This window comes from Pseudomonas sp. S31, from assembly GCF_016648105.1.
Lineage (GTDB): Bacteria > Pseudomonadota > Gammaproteobacteria > Pseudomonadales > Pseudomonadaceae > Aquipseudomonas.
On the sequence record NZ_JACVVE010000024.1, the window covers coordinates 75,837 to 93,040 of the forward strand.

Here is a 17,204-nt window from a genome sequence, read left to right on the forward strand (position 1 = left end):
CTGGGTAGGCTGGAGGCCTCACGATTCAAGGGTTCTAGCGATGCACAGCCACCGAGATCGAGCAGATGATCGTTCCCCCCTGGCAACCCTGTATCAATCCTTGGACCAGCAACGTCCCGCCACCCTCGAAGGGTTGCTGGCCGGCGTTACGCTGCTGCTGCCGATTCTCGACGCCATCCCCAACGCAGCGATCTTCATCAAGGACGCCGAGGCCCGCTACGTGCTGGCCAACACCACCCTGGTCCAGCGCTGTGGCCTCAAGCGCCTGCAGCCACTGCTGGGCAAGACCAGCGCCGAGGTGTTCCCGGCGCAGCTGGGCCCCGGCTATACCGAGCAGGACCGCCGGGTGCTGGAGGAGGGACGGGTGCTGGAGGACCAGCTCGAACTGCACCTCTACGGCAGTCGTGAAGCCGGCTGGTGCCTGACCCACAAGCGCCCGCTGCGCAACCCGGCAGGTGAGATCATTGGCTTGGTCGGTATCTCGGTCGACCTGCAGTCAGCTGCCGACAGCCACCCGGCGTACCAGCGCCTGGCTGCGGTGGATGAGCACATCCGCCGACATTTTCATCAACCGATCAGCATGGGTGAGTTGACCCGTATCGCGGGGATTTCCGTGGCGCAACTGGAGCGCTACTGCAAGCGCGTGTTCCACCTCACGCCACGGCAGATGATCCACAAGGCACGGCTGGAGCATGCCCATCGGCTGCTGCATTCGGCGCTGCCGATCACCGAGGTCGCCCTGCGATGCGGCTACACCGACCACAGCGCTTTCAGCCGCCAGTTCAAACAGCTGACCGGGTTCACGCCACGCCAATACCGCCAGGCGACGGCTGGTCAGATGGACTGAAACAGCCCACGCGCCTCGGTGAAACACTGCTCGGCGATGGCCGAGCGTGGCTCGCTGCGGCGCAGCAGCAGGCCGACCGGGCTATGGATGCTGGCATCGACGATGGGGATGATGCGCAGGTGTTCGCTGAGGTCTTCCAGGCCACAGTGCAGTGGCATCACCGCGCAGCACACTCCCGTGGTGATGGCCTGGATCAGCTGGAAGCTGGAGTCGCTTTCGAGTACGGCCAGGGGCTCCAGGCTGCGGCTGCGAAAGCTCAGGTCCAGTGACTGGCGGTAGTGCATGCCTTTGCTCAGCAGCCCAAGCGGGATCTCGGCCAGGGCATTCCATTGCAACTGCGCCTGCTCGAACTGGAAATGCCGGGTGTCGTGCAGCAGGCCCATGGTGGTGGTGCCCAGTTCGATCACTTCGAAGAAACTGGCGTTGACCTGGTCGAGGTAGCAGATACCCAGGTCGAGCTGGTTGCGGCTCAGGCCATCGATGATCTGCTCGGTGCTGTGCGAGCTGAGCTGAAACTGCAGCTCGGGGTATTTCTCGCGCAGCGGCAGCAGCAGGTGCATGGGGTTGAAACTGGCCAGCGGCACCGTGCCCAGGCGCAGGCTGCCGACCACCTGGCCGCGGCAACTGGCGGCCTCGGCCTGCAGGCCGTCGTGGGCCGCGAGCAAGGTGCGGGCCCAGGCCAGGATGCGCTCGCCGGCCTCGGTGAAACCCTCGAAGCGCTGGCCGCGCTTGACCAGCACCAGGTCCAGTTCATCCTCCAGGTTGCGCAGGCGCATCGACAGCGTCGGCTGGGTGATGTGGCACAGCGCCGCAGCCTGGCCGAAGTGGCGGGTCTGGTCGAGGGCGATGAGGAACTTGAGCTGCTTGATGTCCATGGAAGTGCCTGGCGTCTGGTTGAGCAGACCTTAACCCACGTCTGCGATAGATGTCATTGATCGGCCGGTACGCCATATCGATTGGACGCCCTGGAGCCATGCGCCTAGCGTGGCGACAATGCCATTCAAGGAGCTCTACCGTGCGCGTCCAAGCCGATGCGGTCTTCGTACCGCTCAACATCGCCGTGCTGACCGTCAGCGATACCCGTACCTACGACAATGATACTTCTGGCGAGCTGCTGGCCAGCCGCTCGCTGGAAGTGGGCCACCGCCTGGTGGCGCGCGCGCTGCTCAAGGACGACCTGTACAAGATCCGCGCCCAGGTCGCCACCTGGATCGCCGATGACGACGTGCAGGTGGTGCTGATCACCGGCGGCACTGGCTTCACCGGGCGCGACAGCACGCCGGAAGCGGTGCAGTGCCTGCTGGATCGGCATATCGATGGGTTCGGCGAGCTGTTCCGCGCCTTGTCGATTCTCGATATCGGCAGCTCGACGGTGCAGAGCCGAGCGCTGGCGGGAATGGCCAATGGCACCCTGGTGTGCTGCCTGCCAGGTTCGACCGGGGCCTGTCGCACGGCCTGGGAAGGGATCCTGGCGGAGCAGCTGGATGCGCGGCATCGGCCGTGCAATTTCGTCAAGCACCTGAAGCCGATCGAGGCCTGTGAAAGCCGCGGTTAGCCTGCGACTTCAACTCAACACATACGCCACCGGCTGCAACGCCGGTGGCAGCGTAGTCTCCCCCAGCGCCGACAGCACATCGCGCTCGATCGTGCGCACCATGGCATCGGTCGGCAGGTCGTTCTCGTCACGGCCGAACGGGTCTTCCAGCTCGTTGCCGATGGCATCCAACCCGAAGAACGTATAACCGACGATGGTAGTGAACAGCGGTGCCAGCCAGCCCAGCGGTTCGGCCAGGGCAAATGGCAACAGCAGGCAGAAGATGTAGATGGTGCGGTGCAGCAACAGGGTGTAGGGGAAGGGTAGCGGCGTGCCCTTGATCCGCTCGCAGGTGGCCTGCACCTGGGCCAGCCCCACCAGGCGCTGCTCCAGCAGGGTGTAGCGCCACTCGCTGATCGCCTGTCGTTCTGCAAGGCGCGAGCAGCGTGCGCCCACCTCGCGCAGGATGCCGTCGCAGACATTGTGCGCGCCCACTGCCTGCGGCTCGGCCAGCCACGGGCGCGCGACGGCCAGTTCGTCTTCGCCGCGCAACCTGGCGTTGAGCGCGTGGGCAAAGCCGCACAGGTCGCGCAGCAGGGCATGGCGTTGTTGCGGATCGGTGATCGCCACGCTTTCCCGAGTGAACGAGCGGATTTCGATGATCATCTGCCCCCAGGCCTTGCGCCCTTCCCACCAGCGGTCGTAGCAGGCGTTATTGCGAAAGCTCATGAAGATCGACAGCGACAACCCGAGCAAGGTGAACGGCGTGGCGCTGACTGGATAGAAAAATGCCGGGAAGTGCCGCTCGACCAGCACGATCAACGCGGCCAGCAGGGTGATCATCAGGCAGCGCAGGGCGATGCGCTTGACGATCGATCCCTTGAGGGTGAACAGCACGCGCAGCACATCGGGGTGGGGGTGGACGATCATGGAAATCCAGAGACGGCCGATCAGCCGCCGGTCATGTTCATGAAACGCAGGATCTGCACCTCGCCACCGACTTCGAAGTGGTGACGGTAGGGTTTGAGGTGCAGGGAGTCGCGGATGGCTTTTTCCAGCCGGTCGGCATTGCCGGGGTGAGCGCGCAGTACCTGTTTGAGGTCCATCGAGTGCTCGTTGCCCAGGCATAGCAGCAACCGGCCCTCGACGGTGAGGCGTACGCGGTTGCAGGTGGCGCAGAAGTTGTGGCTGTGTGGCGAGATGAAGCCGACCCGGGTGCTGGCGGATTCGGCCAGGCGCCAGTAGCGCGCCGGGCCTTGGGACGACTCGGCCGATTCGATCAGGTTAAAGCGCTCAGCCAGGCGGTCGCGGACTTCGTCGCTGGAGCAGAACGACTCGCCGCGCTCATGCTCGCTGATCACCCCCAGCGGCATTTCCTCGATGAAGGTGATGTCCAGTTCGCGGTCGATGGCGAACTGCACCAGGTCGACCAGTTCGTGGTCGTTGCGGCCCTTGAGTACCACGCAGTTGAGCTTGGTGCGCTGGAAGCCGGCGCGGCGCGCGGCGTCGATACCGGCGATCACCTGGGCAAGGTCGCCGGTGCGGGTGAGCCGCTTGAAACGTTCGGTATCGAGACTGTCGAGGCTGATGTTCAGGCGCGACAACCCGGCGTCGAACAGGGGTTGGGCCAGGCGCCCGAGCTGCGAGCCGTTGCTGGTCATGCACAGTTCGCGCAGGCCGGGCAGGGCAGCGATGCGCTGGCACAACTCGACGATACCCTGGCGCACCAGTGGCTCGCCACCGGTCAGGCGGATCTTGCGGGTGCCGAGGGCGACGAAGCGCTCGGCCACCAGGAACAGCTCTTCGAGACTGAGGATTTGCTGGCGCGGGAGGAACTGCATGTCTTCGGCCATGCAGTAGACGCAGCGGAAGTCGCAGCGGTCAGTGACCGACATCCGCAGGTAGTCGATTTTCCGGTTGAAGCCGTCGATCAGGGCCCGGCTGTTCTGTTCCACGTGCTCGCTCGAATAAGGGGGTGGCTACTGAATCCAAGCTATAACCTGCGGCCAACCCCGTCAAATTGCTTTGCCCGACTGCTTGATCAATGGCGTCTATCAAGGATTTCGGTTTGCCGGCGGTATTGGCCCCTTCGCGGGTAAACCCGCTCCTACAGGGATTTTTGCTGCCCCTGAAAGCGCCGCTCTACCTGTAGGAGCGGGCTTGCCCGCGAAGAGGTCAGCCCCATTCCACAGGCATGATCGAAACCGCCTATCACGCCGTAAGGTATTTCGATTGGACGGCCTCCCCCACGCTCCATAGGCTGGATAAAAGCATCGAGCGTGAGGAACCATCGCATGAGCCAGGACCAACACATCAGGGACTACAAGGGCCCTGCCGCCGGCTGGGGGGCGCTGAAGAGCGTGACCAAGAGCTGGCTCGGCAGCGACAACGCCTTCAAGAACCTGCGGGCCATGCTCAAGACCAACCAGAACGGCGGCTTCGACTGCCCCGGCTGCGCATGGGGCGAGTCGCCGGAAAGCGACATGGTCAAGTTCTGCGAGAACGGCGCCAAGGCGGTCAACTGGGAAGCCACCGGCCGCTCGGTGGACCCGGCGTTCTTCGCCAGGTACAGCGTCAGCGCGCTGCGCGACCAGACCGACTACTGGCTCGAATACCAAGGCCGCCTGACCCACCCGATGCGCTACGACGCTGCCTCCGACCACTATGTCGAGACTACCTGGCAAGAGGCGTTCGAACTGATCGCCAGCCATCTGCGGGCGCTCGACTCGCCGGATGAGGCCGAGTTCTACACCTCCGGCCGGGCCAGCAACGAGGCGGCGTTCCTCTACCAGTTGTTCGTCCGCGCCTACGGCACCAACAACTTCCCCGACTGCTCGAACATGTGCCACGAAGCAAGCGGTGCGGGTATGTCGGAAACCCTTGGCGTCGGCAAGGGCACCGTGGTGTTCCATGACCTGGAGTTGGCTGATGCGATCTTCGTCATCGGCCAGAATCCTGGCACCAATCACCCGCGCATGCTCGAACCGCTGCGCGAGGCGGTCAAGCGCGGCGCCCAGGTGGTGTGCTTCAACCCGCTCAAGGAGCGCGGCCTGGAGCGCTTCCAGCACCCGCAGCACCCGCTGGAGATGCTCAGCAATGGCTCCGAACCGACCACCAACGCCTACTTCCGTCCGGCCCTGGGCGGCGACATGGCGGCCTTGCGCGGCATGGCCAAGTTTCTCTTGCAGTGGGAACGCGAAGCCCAGGCCAAGGGTGAACCGGCAGTGTTCGACCATGCCTTCATCGCCGAGCACACCTCAGGTGTCGACGCCTACCTGGCTGCGGTGGATGCCACCCCTTGGGCGCACATCGTCAAGCAGTCGGGGCTGACCCTGGCCGAGATCGAGCTGGCCGCGCGCATGTACCGCAAGGCCGAGCGGGTGATCATGTGCTGGGCCATGGGCGTCACCCAGCATCGTCACTCGGTGCCGACCGTGCAGGAAATCGTCAACCTGCAGCTGCTGCGCGGTAACGTCGGCAAGCCGGGTGCCGGCCTGTCGCCGGTGCGCGGGCACAGCAATGTGCAGGGCGACCGCACCATGGGAATCGACGAAAAGCCCAAGGCTGCCTTGCTCGACGCCCTGGAACGACGCTTCCAGTTCCGTGTGCCGCGCGCCCACGGGCATAACGCGGTGCTGGCGATCAAGGCCATGGAAGAGGGGCGGGCCAAGGTCTTCGTCGCGCTGGGTGGCAACTTCGCCCAGGCCACGCCGGACACCCCGCGCACCCACGCGGCGTTGCGCAATTGCGCGCTGACCGTGCAGATATCCACCAAACTCAACCGTTCGCACCTGGTCACCGGCCGCGATGCGCTGATCCTGCCGTGCCTGGGCCGGACCGAAATCGACATGCAGGCCGAGGGGCCCCAGGGCGTGACCGTGGAGGACACCTTCAGCATGGTGCATATCTCCAACGGCCAGTTGCGCCCACGTTCCGCACACATGCGTTCGGAGCCGTGGATCATTGCCGGCATGGCCAAGGCCACGCTGGGCAACCAGCCGATCGACTGGGAACATGCGGTAGCGGACTACAACCGGATTCGCGACATGATCGCCGACGTCATCCCCGGGTTCGCCGATTTCAACCAGCGCCTGCAACACCCGGGTGGCTTCCACCTGGGCAACAGCGCCGCCGATCGCAGCTGGCGCACCGTTACCGGCAAGGCGCGCTTCATGCCGCATGCCTTGCCCGAGGAGCTGGTCAACGCGCAGGTGCTGGCGCGTGGCGACAAGCCGGACCTGATCCTGCAGACCATGCGCTCGCACGACCAGTACAACACCACGCTGTATGGCCTCGACGATCGCTATCGCGGTGTGTTCGGGCTGCGTGAGGTGGTATTCGTCAGCGAGGCGGACATCCGCCGGCTGGGCTTCGAGCCGGGCGAGCATGTGGACCTGGTGTCGCTCTGGGAGGATGGCGTGGAGCGGCGGGTATCCGGGTTCCGCCTGGTGCCCTATGACATTCCCGATGGGCAGGCGGCGGCCTATTACCCGGAGACCAACCCACTGGTACCGCTGGAAAGCTATGGTGAGGGGACTTATACGCCGACCTCGAAGTTCGTGGCGATTCGGTTGGAGAAGGCGCGGGCAGGGAACCGGATCGAGGCGGTGTTGGCGTCCGATTGATCGTCTGCCTGTTCGCGGGTAAACCCGCTCCTACAGAAGGTGACACCCCCCTGTAGGAGCGGGTTTACCCGCGAATAGGCCGGCACCGATTCAGCATCGGTGCACCGGCAGCGCCGTGGTGTACTTCATCTGCTCCATGGCAAAACTGGAGGTAATGTTGGACAGCCCTTCGGTACAGGTGATCAGCTTCTTGTAAAAGCGGTCATAGGCCGCGATATCACCCACCACCACCCGCAACATGTAATCCCAGTCGCCGGACATGCGGTAGAACTCCATCACTTCTTCGAACCCGCGCACGGTCGTGGCGAATTGCTCCAGCCAGGCACTGTCGTGGCGCTGGGTCTTGAGCTGGACGAACACGGTCAGCCCCAGGCCCAGCCGCGTCGGGTCGAGCAACGCCACGCGGCCGAGGATGTAGCCGTCCTCCTCCAAGCGCTTGACCCGCTTCCAGCAGGGCGTGGTGGAGAGGTTGACCGCTTCGGCCAGGTCCTTGAGCGAAATGGAAGCATCGCGTTGCAGCAAGGTCAGGATGTGCTGGTCGAAACTGTCCATGGTGAAGGCGTCCGATGGGAAAATATTCTCCAGCCTACTCCAGTGGTAGAAAAATTTCCTGGTGGAGTCGATGCCGCCGGGCTTGTGCGATAGTTGTACATCCAACTCTGCCAATGGGCCCGACCATGTCCGACAAGCCGCGCAAGTTCGCCACCCGCACCCTCCACGCCGGCGAGCAGTTCAGTGTTGCCGACAATGCCATCTTTCCCGCCATCGTGACCGCCAGTTCGTTCATCAAGCGGGGCCTGGATGACCGCCCGGAGTATTCCTACAGCCGTGTCGGCAACCCCACTCGCCATGCTTATGAGACGTGCGTCGCATCGCTCGAAGAAGGGGTTGGCGCGGTGGCCTGCGCTTCGGGGGTGAATGCGACCGCCACGGTGCTGGAGTTATTGCCCAAGGATTCCCACGTGGTGGTGATGAACGGTGTCTACGGTGGAACGTTCCGCATCCTCGAGGATTTTCGCGGGCGTACCTCGGGCCTCACCACCACCTACGTCGACCTCAACGACCTGGGCGCCGTGGCGGCGGCGATCCGCCCCGAGACCCAATTGATCTGGATCGAATCGCCGACCAACCCGCTGCTGCACCTGGTCGACATCAAGGCGGTGTGCGACCTGGCGCGCGCCCGCGGCATCCTCACCTGTATCGACAATACCTTCTGTTCACCCTGGAACCAGCGGCCGATCACCCTTGGCGTGGACCTGGTGATGCATTCGGCGAGCAAGTACATCGGCGGCCATTCCGACCTGACCGGCGGCGTGGTGGTGGCGGCCAACGACGCGCTGCTGGCCCGCCTGCGGCGCATCAGCATGGCAGTGGGCGCGGTACAGGGGCCGTTCGACTGCTACCTGGCCCTGCGCGGCCTGAAGACGCTCGACGTGCGCATGGAGCGCCAATGCGCCAACGCCCTGGAAGTGGCGCGCTTTCTCGAAGGCCACGAGCGGATCGAGCAGGTGTTCTACCCCGGCCTGCCGAGCCACCCGCAGCACGCCTTGTGCCAGCAACAGATGCGCAGCGGCGGGGCGGTGGTGGCGATGAAGGTCAAGGGCGACCGGGCGGCGCTCAACCGTCTGGTCGAAGCGCTGCAGATCTTTGTCCTGGCGGATTCGCTGGGCGGGGTGGAGAGTATGATCAACCACTCCTGGAGCATGTCGCATGTGTCGTTGAGCCCGGCTCAGAAAGGCGCGATGGGCATCAGCGAGAACCTGTTGCGGTTGTCGGTGGGGATCGAGGATTACCGGGACCTGATCGAGGATCTGCAGGGGGCGCTGAAGGCATCGGCTGCGACGTAGACCCTTTCGCGGGCAAGCCCGCTCCCACAAACGTGTAGGAGCGGGCTTGCCCGCGAAGAGGCCGGTGAATTCAATCGAGGGTCATCAGGACTTCGGCGGGTGGACGATCCTTTCGATCTTGTCCTTGATCAGCAACCGTTCCTTGCGCAGGCGGTTGACTGCCTCGTCGTTGGTGCCATTGCCCTCGGCGGCCAGGACTTCCTTGTCCTTGGCGTTGTATTCCTTGTGCAGCGTATGCAGCGAGTGGTCCTTGTCGATGAGTGCCTGAAACTGGTCAGCGGTAACGTGCAGGTCAGCGAGCAGATCATGCGGAACTGGCATTTCTTCACCTCTGTCAGGGTTGTCGGTAGGTGTCCTGACCTTTGAGGATAGCCGCCTTTGCGCATCTGCGGGGCTGGGGTAGTCTGTCGCATCCCTCCCGAGCCTGGAACCCGCGCCATGCCCCACTTGAACCTGGAATACAGCGACAACCTGCGTGAGTTGAACGTCGATGTACTGCTGTTGCGCCTGAACCACGCCCTGGTCGGCAGTGGCCAGTTCGCCGACGAGGCCGACATCAAGAGCCGCGCCGCAGCGTTCAAGCAGTTTCGCGTGGGCACCGCACCCGCCGAGCGTGCTTTTGCCCACGTGCGCCTGGCGATTCTCGGCGGGCGCTCACCGGCGGTGAAGCAGCAGCTCTCGGCCAGCCTGCTCGAGGTACTGCGCGAGGCGATCCCGACCCAGGCCGGGCTGGATATCCAGCTGTGCGTCGAGGTACTCGACATCGACCGCGATGCCTACGCCAAGCTGCGCCTGCCCGGTTGAATGAAAGACATTTAATCCAGCCCAGACGCCATTCACGAATTTGTTGGCGTCTTTTTCACAAAAAATTGATGGCACGCTTTCTAGAGTTCGCCCAACTTTCCGCGGTGCGCATGTTGCCCCGGGCTGATAATCACTCTTGATTGCGAATATCCATGCACAAATTCAAATCCCTGCGGACTGAATGGGTCACGCTGTTGGCCAGTCTTTACCTGCTGGTTGGCTTCAACGTGTTCCTCTGGCAGCACCTGAACGCGGTGGTACCTGCAGGCTTGCCGGGGCTTTGGCTGGGCCTGGCATTCGCCGTGATGATGTTCTTCGCGTTCAACTTGATCCTCACGCTGCTGGCCTTTCGTTATGTATTGAAACCGGTGCTCATTGCCTTGTTCATGAGTGGCGCGGGCGTGGCTTACTTCATGAATCAATATGGCGTACTTATTGATTCCGGCATGTTTCGCAATATCGCCGAAACCAATGTGGCTGAAGTACGTGACTTGTTATCGTTGAAGTTCGCCGGTTATATCCTGTCGCTCGGCGTGCTGCCTTCGCTGTTATTGTGGAAGGCGCCGATCGCCTACCGGGCCTGGCACCGCGAGCTGCTGGGCAAGCTGGTGGTCAGTGCGTCCTGCGTGGTGGCCGTGGGGGCGGTGGCGTTGGTCAACTACCAAGGCCTGTCGTCGTTGTTGCGCAACCACCATGAACTGCGCCTGATGCTCACCCCGAGCAACATCGTCGGAGCTTCCTTCAGCTATGTCAGCGAGCGCGTGGGCACCGCAACCCGGCCATTCCAGGCCTATGGCGAGGACGCCCAGCGTGACGCCGCCTGGCAACGCCACGAGCGCAGGTCGCTGACCGTGCTGGTGGTGGGCGAGAGTGCGCGGGCGGGGAACTTCGGCGTGCTCGGCTATGACCGCGATACCACCCCGAAGCTGGCCAAGGAACGGGGCTTGCTGGCGTTCAGCGATGTCCATTCGTGCGGGACCGAGACCGCCGTGTCGGTGCCGTGCATGTTCTCCGGGATGGGCCGCAAGGACTACGATGCACGCGTGGCGAAAAACCGCGAGGGCCTGCTCGACATACTCCAGCATGCAGGCTTTGCCGTGCAGTGGCGCGACAACCAGTCCGGCTGCAAAGGCACCTGCGACCGTGTGCAGTTCATCGATGTCAGCAACCTCAAGGACCCGGTGCTGTGCGCTGGTGGCGAATGCCACGACGAAATCCTCCTGCAAGGCCTGGACGAACTGATCGACCACCTCGACAAGGACACCGTGCTGGTGCTGCACCAGATGGGCAGTCATGGCCCCGAATATTACAAGCGCTACCCGGCGGGCGCCGAGCCATTCACACCGGTGTGCCGCAGCAATGCACTGGACCAGTGCAGCCAGCAGGAAATCGTCAACGCCTACGACAACACCGTGGCCTACACCGACACTCTGCTGGCGAAGCTGATCGACACCCTGCGCAGCCACCAGGACCAGGTCGACACGGCGATGATCTACCTGGCCGACCATGGTGAGTCCCTCGGCGAATACAACCTCTACCTGCACGGCACGCCCTACATGATGGCCCCGGAGCAACAGAAGCACGTCCCGCTGCTGACCTGGTTCTCCGACAGCTATCAGCAGGACTTCGGCCTGGACACCGGCTGCCTGGCGCGCCTGCGCGATGCGCCGCTGTCCCAGGACAACCTGTTCCACTCGATGCTCGGCCTGTTGCAGGTACGCACCGAGGTCTACCAGCGTTCGCTGGACATGTTCGCCAGTTGCCGGCCCTGGCTGGCGGCCGATCGCTGATTGGCCGGCGCCATGAACCACACCGTTTATCGATACCCTGGATGGCGCAGGTTTCACCCGCAGTGCCCGCGCCGTATATACTGCGCGCCAATGATAGTGGGAGAGCCTCGTGGCCATCGAAATACACTGGATCCGTGACGACCAGACCCTGGCCGAACACTGCCGTGCCTGGCACGACTTGCCCTTCGTGGCCGTCGACACCGAGTTCATGCGGGTCGACACCTTCTACCCCAAGGCCGGCCTGGTGCAGGTCGGCGATGGCCAGCGTGCCTTTCTCATCGATCCGCTGACGATCGGTGACTGGCAACCGCTGGCGGCGCTGCTCGAAGACACCCGCGTGGTCAAGGTGCTGCATGCCTGCAGCGAAGACCTCGAAGTGCTGCTGCGCCTGACCGGCAAGCTGCCGCAGCCGCTGTTCGACACCCAGCTGGCGGGCGGCTACCTGAACCTGGGCTTCTCCATGGGCTATTCGCGCCTGGTGCAGGAAGTGCTCGGCATCGAGCTGCCCAAGGGCGAAACCCGCTCCGACTGGTTGCAGCGCCCGCTGTCCGAGACCCAGATCAGCTACGCCGCCGAGGATGCCGTGCACCTGGCCGAGCTGCTCGCCACCCTGCGCCCGCGCCTGTCCGACGACAAGTACGCCTGGGTGCTGGAGGATGGCGCCGAGCTGGTCGCGGCGCTGCGTCGTGAGGTCGACCCGCAGACCCTGTACCGCGACGTCAAGCTGGCCTGGAAGCTCTCGCCCCAGCAACTGGCGGTGCTGCGCGAGCTCTGCGCCTGGCGCGAGCGTGAAGCCCGCAGCCGCGACGTGCCGCGCAACCGCATCCTCAAGGAGCACTCGTTGTGGCCCATGGCCAAGAACCAGCCAGACAACCTGTCGGCCCTGGCCAAGATCGACGAGATGCACCCACGCACCATCCGCCAGGACGGTGACACCCTGCTCAAACTGATCAAGCGCGCTGCCAGCCAGCCTGCCGAACAGTGGCCGCAGGCGCTGCCCGAGCCGCTGCCGATCGAGGCCGCCGGTATTCTCAAGCGCCTGCGCGCCATCGGCCAGGCCGAAGGTGAACGCCTGGGGATCACCCCGGAGCTGATGCTGCGCAAGAAAGCCCTGGAAGCCTTGCTCAAGAGCGGCTACCCCAACGGCCCCTATGAACTGCCCGATTCGCTGCGCGGCTGGCGCCGTGAGCGCATGGGCCAGGCCCTGCTGGACGACCTGGCAGGCGCCGGAGAGACCCGATGAAACGTATCTGCTCGATCTACAAGAGCCCGCGCAAGCGCGAAATGTACCTCTACGTGCTCAAGGCCGACGGCCTGGAGCGCGTGCCCGAAGCGCTGCTGCCGGCATTTGGCACCCCCGTGCACGCCTTCGACCTGGTGCTTACCCCCGAGCGCAAGCTGGCTCGCGAGGACATCGTCAAGGTCCTGGAAAACCTCGACACGCAGGGTTACCACCTGCAGATGCCGCCGCCGGACGACGAGTACATCGAGCACCTTCCCGAAGAGCTGCTGCGCCGTAACGACCCGGCCTGAGCCGCCGGATCACCTCTTTATGCCAGGCGGCCCGCGTGTCGGGCCGCCGTCGTGTCTGCCAAGGTTGTCTTCTCGATGCGCGTTCTGATCGTCGAACAGGATCACGCCAACTACGCTCGCCTGCTGGGCGAGGCGGCGCCGGACCTGGAAATCCTCACCAGCGGTGATTCCGCCGAACTGGCGCGCCTGGCGCCACAATGCCCGGTCTGGCTGGGCCAGCCGGACCTGCTCGCGACCCTGCTGCGCCAGGGCCACAAGCCGCAATGGATGCAGTCGACCTGGGCCGGCATCACGCCGCTGCTGGCCGAGGGCCTGCCGCGTGACTACCGCCTGAGCCGCGCCGTGGGCATCTTTGGTCAGGTCATGGCCGAGTACATGCTCACCTACATGCTCGGCCACGAGCGCGAAGTGCTGTCGCGCCTGGTCAGCCAGGTGGAGCGGCGCTGGGACGACCGCCCTGGGCTTACCCTGGAAGGGCGCAAGGTGCTGATCGTCGGCACCGGTGATATCGGCCTGCGCGTGGCGCAGTTCCTGCAGCCGTTCGGGGTCACCCTGTATGGCGTGGCCAGCAGTGCCCGCGAGTTGGCACCGTTCGTCGAGGTGGCGGGGCTCGATGAGTTGCCGCGCCTGGTTGGCCAGGTCGACTACGTGCTCAACCTGCTGCCCGATACCCCGGCGACCCATGACATCTACGATGCGGCGCTGTTCAAGTGCTTCAACCCCAGCGCGTTGTTCATCAATGCCGGGCGCGGCGTGGCGGTGGTCGACGCCGACCTGGTCGAGGCGTTGAAGCAGGGGCATCTGGCGGGCGCGGTGATCGACGTCTGCCGGCAGGAGCCGCTGCCCCAGCGCCACCCGTTCTGGACGGCTTGGGGACTGCTGCTGACCGGGCACAGCTCGGCGCCGACCTCGCCGTTGGCGATGGTGCGGTTGTTCGTCGAGAATGCGCGGGCGTATGCGGCGGGGCAGGCGGTGCGGGGTGAAGTGGATTTCGCGCGGGGTTATTGACGCGTAGGATCGGCGCTGGCCCCTTCGCGGGCAAGTCGCAGCGGCGAACCGCCGCTCCCACAGGAACCGCAGCAATCTGCAGATTTGCGGAGTACCTGTAGGAGCGGGTTTACCCGCGAAGAAGCCAACCCATCACTTACAGGCTGAAATCCCCCTCAGCCGCCAGCTCATTCAACGGCCGGCGCGGGCTTGGCACTTCACGCGCCTGCAACGCCTCGTCCAGGCTGGCCTTGTCGCCCAGCTTGCCGATCGCCACCATGGCATGCAGCTCGTAGCCTTCCGGCACTTTCAGCTCCTGGCGCGCCAGGTCCTTGTCGAAGCCGGCCATGCCATGGGTGTGCCAGCCGCTGATGCTGGCCTGCAGGGCCAGGTGGCCCCAGGCCGAGCCGGTGTCGAAGGTGTGCCACAGCGCCGGTTTTTCTTCGCTGGCGCCCGGTGCGGCGAAAGTGGTCTTGGAAATGATCAGCACCAGGGCCGATGCCTGCTGCGCCCAGCTGCGGTTGAACGGTACCAGCAGGTTCAGGTAACGCTCCCAGCTCGGCGTGTCGCGGCGCGCATAGAGGAAGCGCCAAGGCTGCGAGTTGTAGGCCGAAGGTGCCCAGCGCGCGGCCTCTAGGAAGCTCAGCAGGGTTTCCTGGCTGATCGGCTCGGCGGTGAAGGCGCGTGGCGACCAGCGGTTGATGAATTGCTCGTTGATGGCGTAATCGGCAACGCGGGGGGTGGCGCTCATGGCAGCTCCTGCAAGCGGACGGGAAAAACGCACGCTACTGCGTCCTGCCGGCACTGACAAGCGGTCTGGTATTGCCGAAGGCCAGGCTCTAGACTGGCGCCGCCGCGCGCCGCGGACTCAAGATGAAGCAGGAAACCCGTGTGATGATCGCTGACAGCGCGCCGTTCTGGCGGCGCAAGACCCTCGAACAACTCGACCCGCAAGAGTGGGAGTCGCTGTGCGACGGCTGCGGGCTGTGCTGCCTGCAGAAGCTCGAGGACGAGGACGACAACAGCGTCTATTACACGCGCATCGCCTGCAAGCTGCTCGACCTGCAGACCTGCCAATGCAGCGACTATCCCAACCGCTTCGCCCAGGTGCCGGACTGCATCCAGCTCACCCCGGGCAAGGCCGACCAGTTCAAGTGGCTGCCCAGCACCTGCGGCTACCGCCTGGTCAGTGAAGGCAAGGATCTGCCAACCTGGCACCACCTGGTGTGCGGCGATCGCTCGCAAGTGCATGAACAGCGAATTTCCCAGTCAGGGCGTATGCTCAGTGAGCATGATGTGGACGAGGACGACTGGGAAGACCATCTGATTTTCCGCGCCAGCTGAGCGGCGCGGCCGTCGTCTGCGGGAAACAAGGAGGTTCTGAATGCGTTGCCAGCGGTTGTTGCTCCTCTGCCTCTTGGCCTGTTCCCCGGCCTGGGCCAAGAAAGTCGACCTGGACTACCAGGTGCGTCTGCTGCCGGCCAACGGCCAGGCCGAGGTGCGCCTGACCTTGTCCGAGGGCAGCGCCGTGCGGAGCCTGGACTTCGACCTGGGCAAGGCCGGGGCGTACAGTGGCTTCCTCGCCGACGGCCAGTGGCAACAGAAGGGCGAGCGCGGGGTGTGGCACCCGGCAGCCGGCAAGACCAGCCTCAGTTACCGGGTGCAACTGGACCAGCGTTTGAGCGGTGGCGCCTATTCCTCACGGGTGACACCGCACTGGGCATTGTTCCTCGGCGACCAGCTGGTGCCACCGGCACGCCTCGACCAGCAGGATGGCACCGAGCTGGTGGCGCGTCTGGCCTTCGACCTGCCCGAGGGCTGGAAGAGCATCGAGACCTCCTGGCCACGCATCGGCAAGGAAAAATTCCGCATCGACAACGTTTCAAGGCTGTTCGACCGCCCGACCGGCTGGATGCTCGCCGGCGACCTGGGCAGCCGCCGCGCGCGCCTGGGTGAGACCGATGTGACCGTCGCCGCGCCGGTAGGGCAGGGCATGCGGCGGATGGACAGCCTGACCCTGCTCACCTTCGTCTGGCCGCACTTGCAAGCGGTGTTCCCGCGCAACCCGCCGAAGCTGCTGTTGGTGGGCGCTCGCGACGGCATGTGGCGCGGCGCCATGGCGGCCCATGGTTCGTTGTATCTGCACAGCGGCCGGCCGATGGTCAGCGAGAACGGCAGCAGCCCACTGTTGCGCGAGCTGGTGCAGTTGTTCGCCCAGATCCGCCCACGTGCGGGCAGCGATTGGCTGGGCAAGAGCCTGACCGACCATTACGCCAACGAACTGCTGCGCCGCGCGGGTGGGATCAGCGATGACCGCTACGAGGTGTGGCAGGCGCGGCTGCAGAAGCGTGCGGCCAAGGTGACCAGCTTGCGCGGCGCGCAGGCGAGCCCTGCGCAGGTGGCGCGGGGTACCCTGCTGCTGCAGGCGCTGGACAAGGAAATCCGTATTCATACCCAGGCCAAGCGCTCGCTGGACGACGTGGCCCAGGCGCTGATGCGCCTGCCCAGCGTGAGCACCGAGGAGTTCGTGCAGATCAGCGAGAACGTGCTGGGGCGGCGCTCCGAGGTGTTGCAGAGCAAGGTGTTGCGCTAGCCTGGGCCGGCCTCTTCGCGGGTAAACCCGCTCCTACACGAGCGCCGCTGCCCTGTAGGAGCGGGTTTACCCGCGAAAGGGCCGGCCCAGACAAAACATCGATCAGCTCCCCACCAACGGATCCTTCCCAGTCACCGTCACCCCCGCAGTCGCCGCCTTGGCACTGTCCTTCAATGCCTTCAAGTCATCGGCACTGCGCTCGATGTCCGCCTTCAAGCTGTTGTACTCCTGGCGATGACGCTGCCACCAGGCCTTGGTCGAGCAGTGCCCACTGACCCCGCGTGCCAGGGCCAGGCCGCCCACGGCGATCTGCAGCAGCCCCAGCAGGCCGCCGTGGCGCAGCCCCTTGCTGATCATCAGGGCGCCCCCGGCCAGAGAGCTGGCGCGTTCCAACCCATGGACATTGTGCTCGTGCGACGTTGCAGCGCTATGGATATCCAGCATGGCGTGGTCTCCGTGTGAAGTGTAAGCAACTGACCTGTCTGGCACCGCTGCCGTTCCTTCTGCATGCCAAGCGGTAGCCCTGGCTCCGCGAAGGCTCTGCAACGGGCCTTTTGCCCGGGCGATGTCCGTTTTGGTCAAGTGCTTGACGGGTTGAGGCAACTGAAGCGGCGCCCGCCTGGATTAACGTGGCCAAGCGCGAA

18 protein-coding genes are annotated in these 17,204 nt (G+C 64.6%); 11 read left to right on the forward strand and 7 right to left on the reverse strand.

Annotated elements, in window-relative coordinates:
* Nucleotides 1-40 precede the first annotated feature (40 nt).
* A complete protein-coding gene (locus IAE37_RS17990) occupies nucleotides 41-847 on the forward strand; it encodes an AraC family transcriptional regulator (protein ID WP_201175691.1) in 807 nt (268 codons plus the stop codon).
* Here the strand turns inward: IAE37_RS17990 and IAE37_RS17995 are convergent.
* The gene (locus IAE37_RS17995) at nucleotides 835-1,722 is read right to left on the reverse strand and encodes a LysR family transcriptional regulator (protein WP_201175692.1); all 888 of its coding nucleotides are present in this window, start codon (nucleotides 1,720-1,722) and stop codon (nucleotides 835-837) included. The two genes, IAE37_RS17990 and IAE37_RS17995, sit on opposite strands and share 13 nt — an antisense overlap.
* Before the next feature lie 98 nt (nucleotides 1,723-1,820).
* Between IAE37_RS17995 and moaB the strand changes: the two genes are divergently transcribed.
* Entirely contained in the window at nucleotides 1,821-2,402 is a 582-nt protein-coding gene (gene moaB, locus IAE37_RS18000; protein ID WP_236410028.1) for a molybdenum cofactor biosynthesis protein B, read from the forward strand.
* 9 nt (nucleotides 2,403-2,411) lie between these two features.
* Here moaB and IAE37_RS18005 read toward each other — a convergent pair whose 3' ends face one another.
* Both IAE37_RS18005 and moaA read right to left on the reverse strand, forming a co-directional pair.
* Entirely contained in the window at nucleotides 2,412-3,311 is a 900-nt protein-coding gene (locus IAE37_RS18005; protein WP_201175694.1) for a bestrophin family protein, read from the reverse strand.
* A 20-nt stretch (nucleotides 3,312-3,331) separates the two neighbouring features.
* Entirely contained in the window at nucleotides 3,332-4,336 is a 1,005-nt protein-coding gene (gene moaA, locus IAE37_RS18010; protein WP_201175695.1) for a GTP 3',8-cyclase MoaA, read from the reverse strand.
* Nucleotides 4,337-4,675: 339 nt separating this feature from the next.
* On the opposite strand from moaA, the gene IAE37_RS18015 reads away from it, so the two are divergent.
* Nucleotides 4,676-7,006, forward strand: coding sequence for an FdhF/YdeP family oxidoreductase (locus tag IAE37_RS18015; protein ID WP_201175697.1), 2,331 nt, complete (start codon nucleotides 4,676-4,678; stop codon nucleotides 7,004-7,006).
* A gap of 90 nt (nucleotides 7,007-7,096) precedes the next feature.
* Here the strand turns inward: IAE37_RS18015 and IAE37_RS18020 are convergent, their stop codons facing one another.
* The gene (locus IAE37_RS18020) at nucleotides 7,097-7,558 is read right to left on the reverse strand and encodes an Lrp/AsnC family transcriptional regulator (protein ID WP_201175699.1); all 462 of its coding nucleotides are present in this window, start codon (nucleotides 7,556-7,558) and stop codon (nucleotides 7,097-7,099) included.
* Nucleotides 7,559-7,671: 113 nt separating this feature from the next.
* Here IAE37_RS18020 and IAE37_RS18025 point away from each other — a divergent pair, with 113 nt between their 5' ends.
* On the forward strand, nucleotides 7,672-8,853 hold the full coding sequence (locus tag IAE37_RS18025; protein WP_201175701.1) for a trans-sulfuration enzyme family protein: 1,182 nt from the start codon (nucleotides 7,672-7,674) through the stop codon (nucleotides 8,851-8,853).
* A gap of 84 nt (nucleotides 8,854-8,937) precedes the next feature.
* On the opposite strand, the gene IAE37_RS18030 is transcribed toward IAE37_RS18025, so the two are convergent.
* Nucleotides 8,938-9,174 carry a YdcH family protein gene (locus IAE37_RS18030; protein WP_201175703.1) on the reverse strand — a complete coding sequence of 79 codons (237 nt, stop codon included), beginning with the start codon at nucleotides 9,172-9,174 and terminating at the stop codon, nucleotides 8,938-8,940.
* A gap of 117 nt (nucleotides 9,175-9,291) precedes the next feature.
* On the opposite strand from IAE37_RS18030, the gene IAE37_RS18035 reads away from it, so the two are divergent.
* The 5 genes from IAE37_RS18035 to IAE37_RS18055 all read left to right on the forward strand — a co-directional run bounded on the left by IAE37_RS18035 (nucleotide 9,292) and on the right by IAE37_RS18055 (nucleotide 13,988).
* Nucleotides 9,292-9,657 (forward strand): 5-carboxymethyl-2-hydroxymuconate Delta-isomerase, encoded by a 366-nt coding sequence (locus tag IAE37_RS18035; RefSeq protein ID WP_201175705.1) that lies wholly within the window; start codon nucleotides 9,292-9,294, stop codon nucleotides 9,655-9,657.
* Nucleotides 9,658-9,809: 152 nt separating this feature from the next.
* The gene (locus tag IAE37_RS18040; RefSeq protein WP_201175707.1) at nucleotides 9,810-11,447 is read left to right on the forward strand and encodes a phosphoethanolamine transferase; all 1,638 of its coding nucleotides are present in this window, start codon (nucleotides 9,810-9,812) and stop codon (nucleotides 11,445-11,447) included.
* Between the two features lie 109 nt (nucleotides 11,448-11,556).
* Complete coding sequence (gene rnd, locus IAE37_RS18045; protein WP_201175709.1) at nucleotides 11,557-12,690, forward strand: ribonuclease D; 1,134 nt, start codon at nucleotides 11,557-11,559, stop codon at nucleotides 12,688-12,690.
* Nucleotides 12,687-12,980, forward strand: a complete 294-nt coding sequence (locus IAE37_RS18050; protein WP_201175711.1) for a YcgL domain-containing protein — start codon at nucleotides 12,687-12,689, stop codon at nucleotides 12,978-12,980. Before rnd ends, IAE37_RS18050 begins: the two co-directional genes overlap by 4 nt.
* Before the next feature lie 75 nt (nucleotides 12,981-13,055).
* Nucleotides 13,056-13,988, forward strand: coding sequence for a D-2-hydroxyacid dehydrogenase (locus IAE37_RS18055; protein ID WP_201175713.1), 933 nt, complete (start codon nucleotides 13,056-13,058; stop codon nucleotides 13,986-13,988).
* 136 nt (nucleotides 13,989-14,124) lie between these two features.
* Here the strand turns inward: IAE37_RS18055 and IAE37_RS18060 are convergent, their stop codons facing one another.
* On the reverse strand, nucleotides 14,125-14,718 hold the full coding sequence (locus tag IAE37_RS18060; RefSeq protein WP_201175715.1) for a nitroreductase family protein: 594 nt from the start codon (nucleotides 14,716-14,718) through the stop codon (nucleotides 14,125-14,127).
* A 143-nt stretch (nucleotides 14,719-14,861) separates the two neighbouring features.
* Here IAE37_RS18060 and IAE37_RS18065 point away from each other — a divergent pair, with 143 nt between their 5' ends.
* Together IAE37_RS18065 and IAE37_RS18070 are read left to right on the forward strand one after the other, a co-directional pair.
* Complete coding sequence (locus tag IAE37_RS18065) at nucleotides 14,862-15,311, forward strand: YcgN family cysteine cluster protein (RefSeq protein ID WP_201175740.1); 450 nt, start codon at nucleotides 14,862-14,864, stop codon at nucleotides 15,309-15,311.
* A 40-nt stretch (nucleotides 15,312-15,351) separates the two neighbouring features.
* On the forward strand, nucleotides 15,352-16,560 hold the full coding sequence (locus tag IAE37_RS18070; protein WP_201175716.1) for a hypothetical protein: 1,209 nt from the start codon (nucleotides 15,352-15,354) through the stop codon (nucleotides 16,558-16,560).
* A gap of 102 nt (nucleotides 16,561-16,662) precedes the next feature.
* Here IAE37_RS18070 and IAE37_RS18075 read toward each other — a convergent pair whose 3' ends face one another.
* Complete coding sequence (locus tag IAE37_RS18075) at nucleotides 16,663-17,004, reverse strand: YgaP-like transmembrane domain (protein ID WP_201175718.1); 342 nt, start codon at nucleotides 17,002-17,004, stop codon at nucleotides 16,663-16,665.
* Nucleotides 17,005-17,204 lie beyond the last annotated feature (200 nt).

Excerpts from the sequence above, each read along its gene's own strand:
- IAE37_RS18035 (WP_201175705.1), top strand. The coding sequence starts at position 9,292 with ATGCCCCACTTGAACCTGGAATACAGCGACAACCTGCGTGAGTTGAAC.
- IAE37_RS17990 (WP_201175691.1), top strand. The coding sequence starts at position 41 with ATGCACAGCCACCGAGATCGAGCAGATGATCGTTCCCCCCTGGCAACC.
- IAE37_RS18015 (WP_201175697.1), top strand. The coding sequence starts at position 4,676 with ATGAGCCAGGACCAACACATCAGGGACTACAAGGGCCCTGCCGCCGGC.
- IAE37_RS18040 (WP_201175707.1), top strand. The coding sequence starts at position 9,810 with ATGCACAAATTCAAATCCCTGCGGACTGAATGGGTCACGCTGTTGGCC.
- IAE37_RS18005 (WP_201175694.1), bottom strand. The coding sequence starts at position 3,311 with ATGATCGTCCACCCCCACCCCGATGTGCTGCGCGTGCTGTTCACCCTC.
- IAE37_RS18030 (WP_201175703.1), bottom strand. The coding sequence starts at position 9,174 with ATGCCAGTTCCGCATGATCTGCTCGCTGACCTGCACGTTACCGCTGAC.
- IAE37_RS18075 (WP_201175718.1), bottom strand. The coding sequence starts at position 17,004 with ATGCTGGATATCCATAGCGCTGCAACGTCGCACGAGCACAATGTCCAT.
- moaB (WP_236410028.1), top strand. The coding sequence starts at position 1,821 with ATGCGCCTAGCGTGGCGACAATGCCATTCAAGGAGCTCTACCGTGCGC.
- IAE37_RS18055 (WP_201175713.1), top strand. The coding sequence starts at position 13,056 with ATGCGCGTTCTGATCGTCGAACAGGATCACGCCAACTACGCTCGCCTG.
- IAE37_RS18060 (WP_201175715.1), bottom strand. The coding sequence starts at position 14,718 with ATGAGCGCCACCCCCCGCGTTGCCGATTACGCCATCAACGAGCAATTC.
- IAE37_RS18020 (WP_201175699.1), bottom strand. The coding sequence starts at position 7,558 with ATGGACAGTTTCGACCAGCACATCCTGACCTTGCTGCAACGCGATGCT.
- IAE37_RS18065 (WP_201175740.1), top strand. The coding sequence starts at position 14,862 with ATGATCGCTGACAGCGCGCCGTTCTGGCGGCGCAAGACCCTCGAACAA.
- IAE37_RS18050 (WP_201175711.1), top strand. The coding sequence starts at position 12,687 with ATGAAACGTATCTGCTCGATCTACAAGAGCCCGCGCAAGCGCGAAATG.
- IAE37_RS18070 (WP_201175716.1), top strand. The coding sequence starts at position 15,352 with ATGCGTTGCCAGCGGTTGTTGCTCCTCTGCCTCTTGGCCTGTTCCCCG.
- IAE37_RS18025 (WP_201175701.1), top strand. The coding sequence starts at position 7,672 with ATGGGCCCGACCATGTCCGACAAGCCGCGCAAGTTCGCCACCCGCACC.
- IAE37_RS17995 (WP_201175692.1), bottom strand. The coding sequence starts at position 1,722 with ATGGACATCAAGCAGCTCAAGTTCCTCATCGCCCTCGACCAGACCCGC.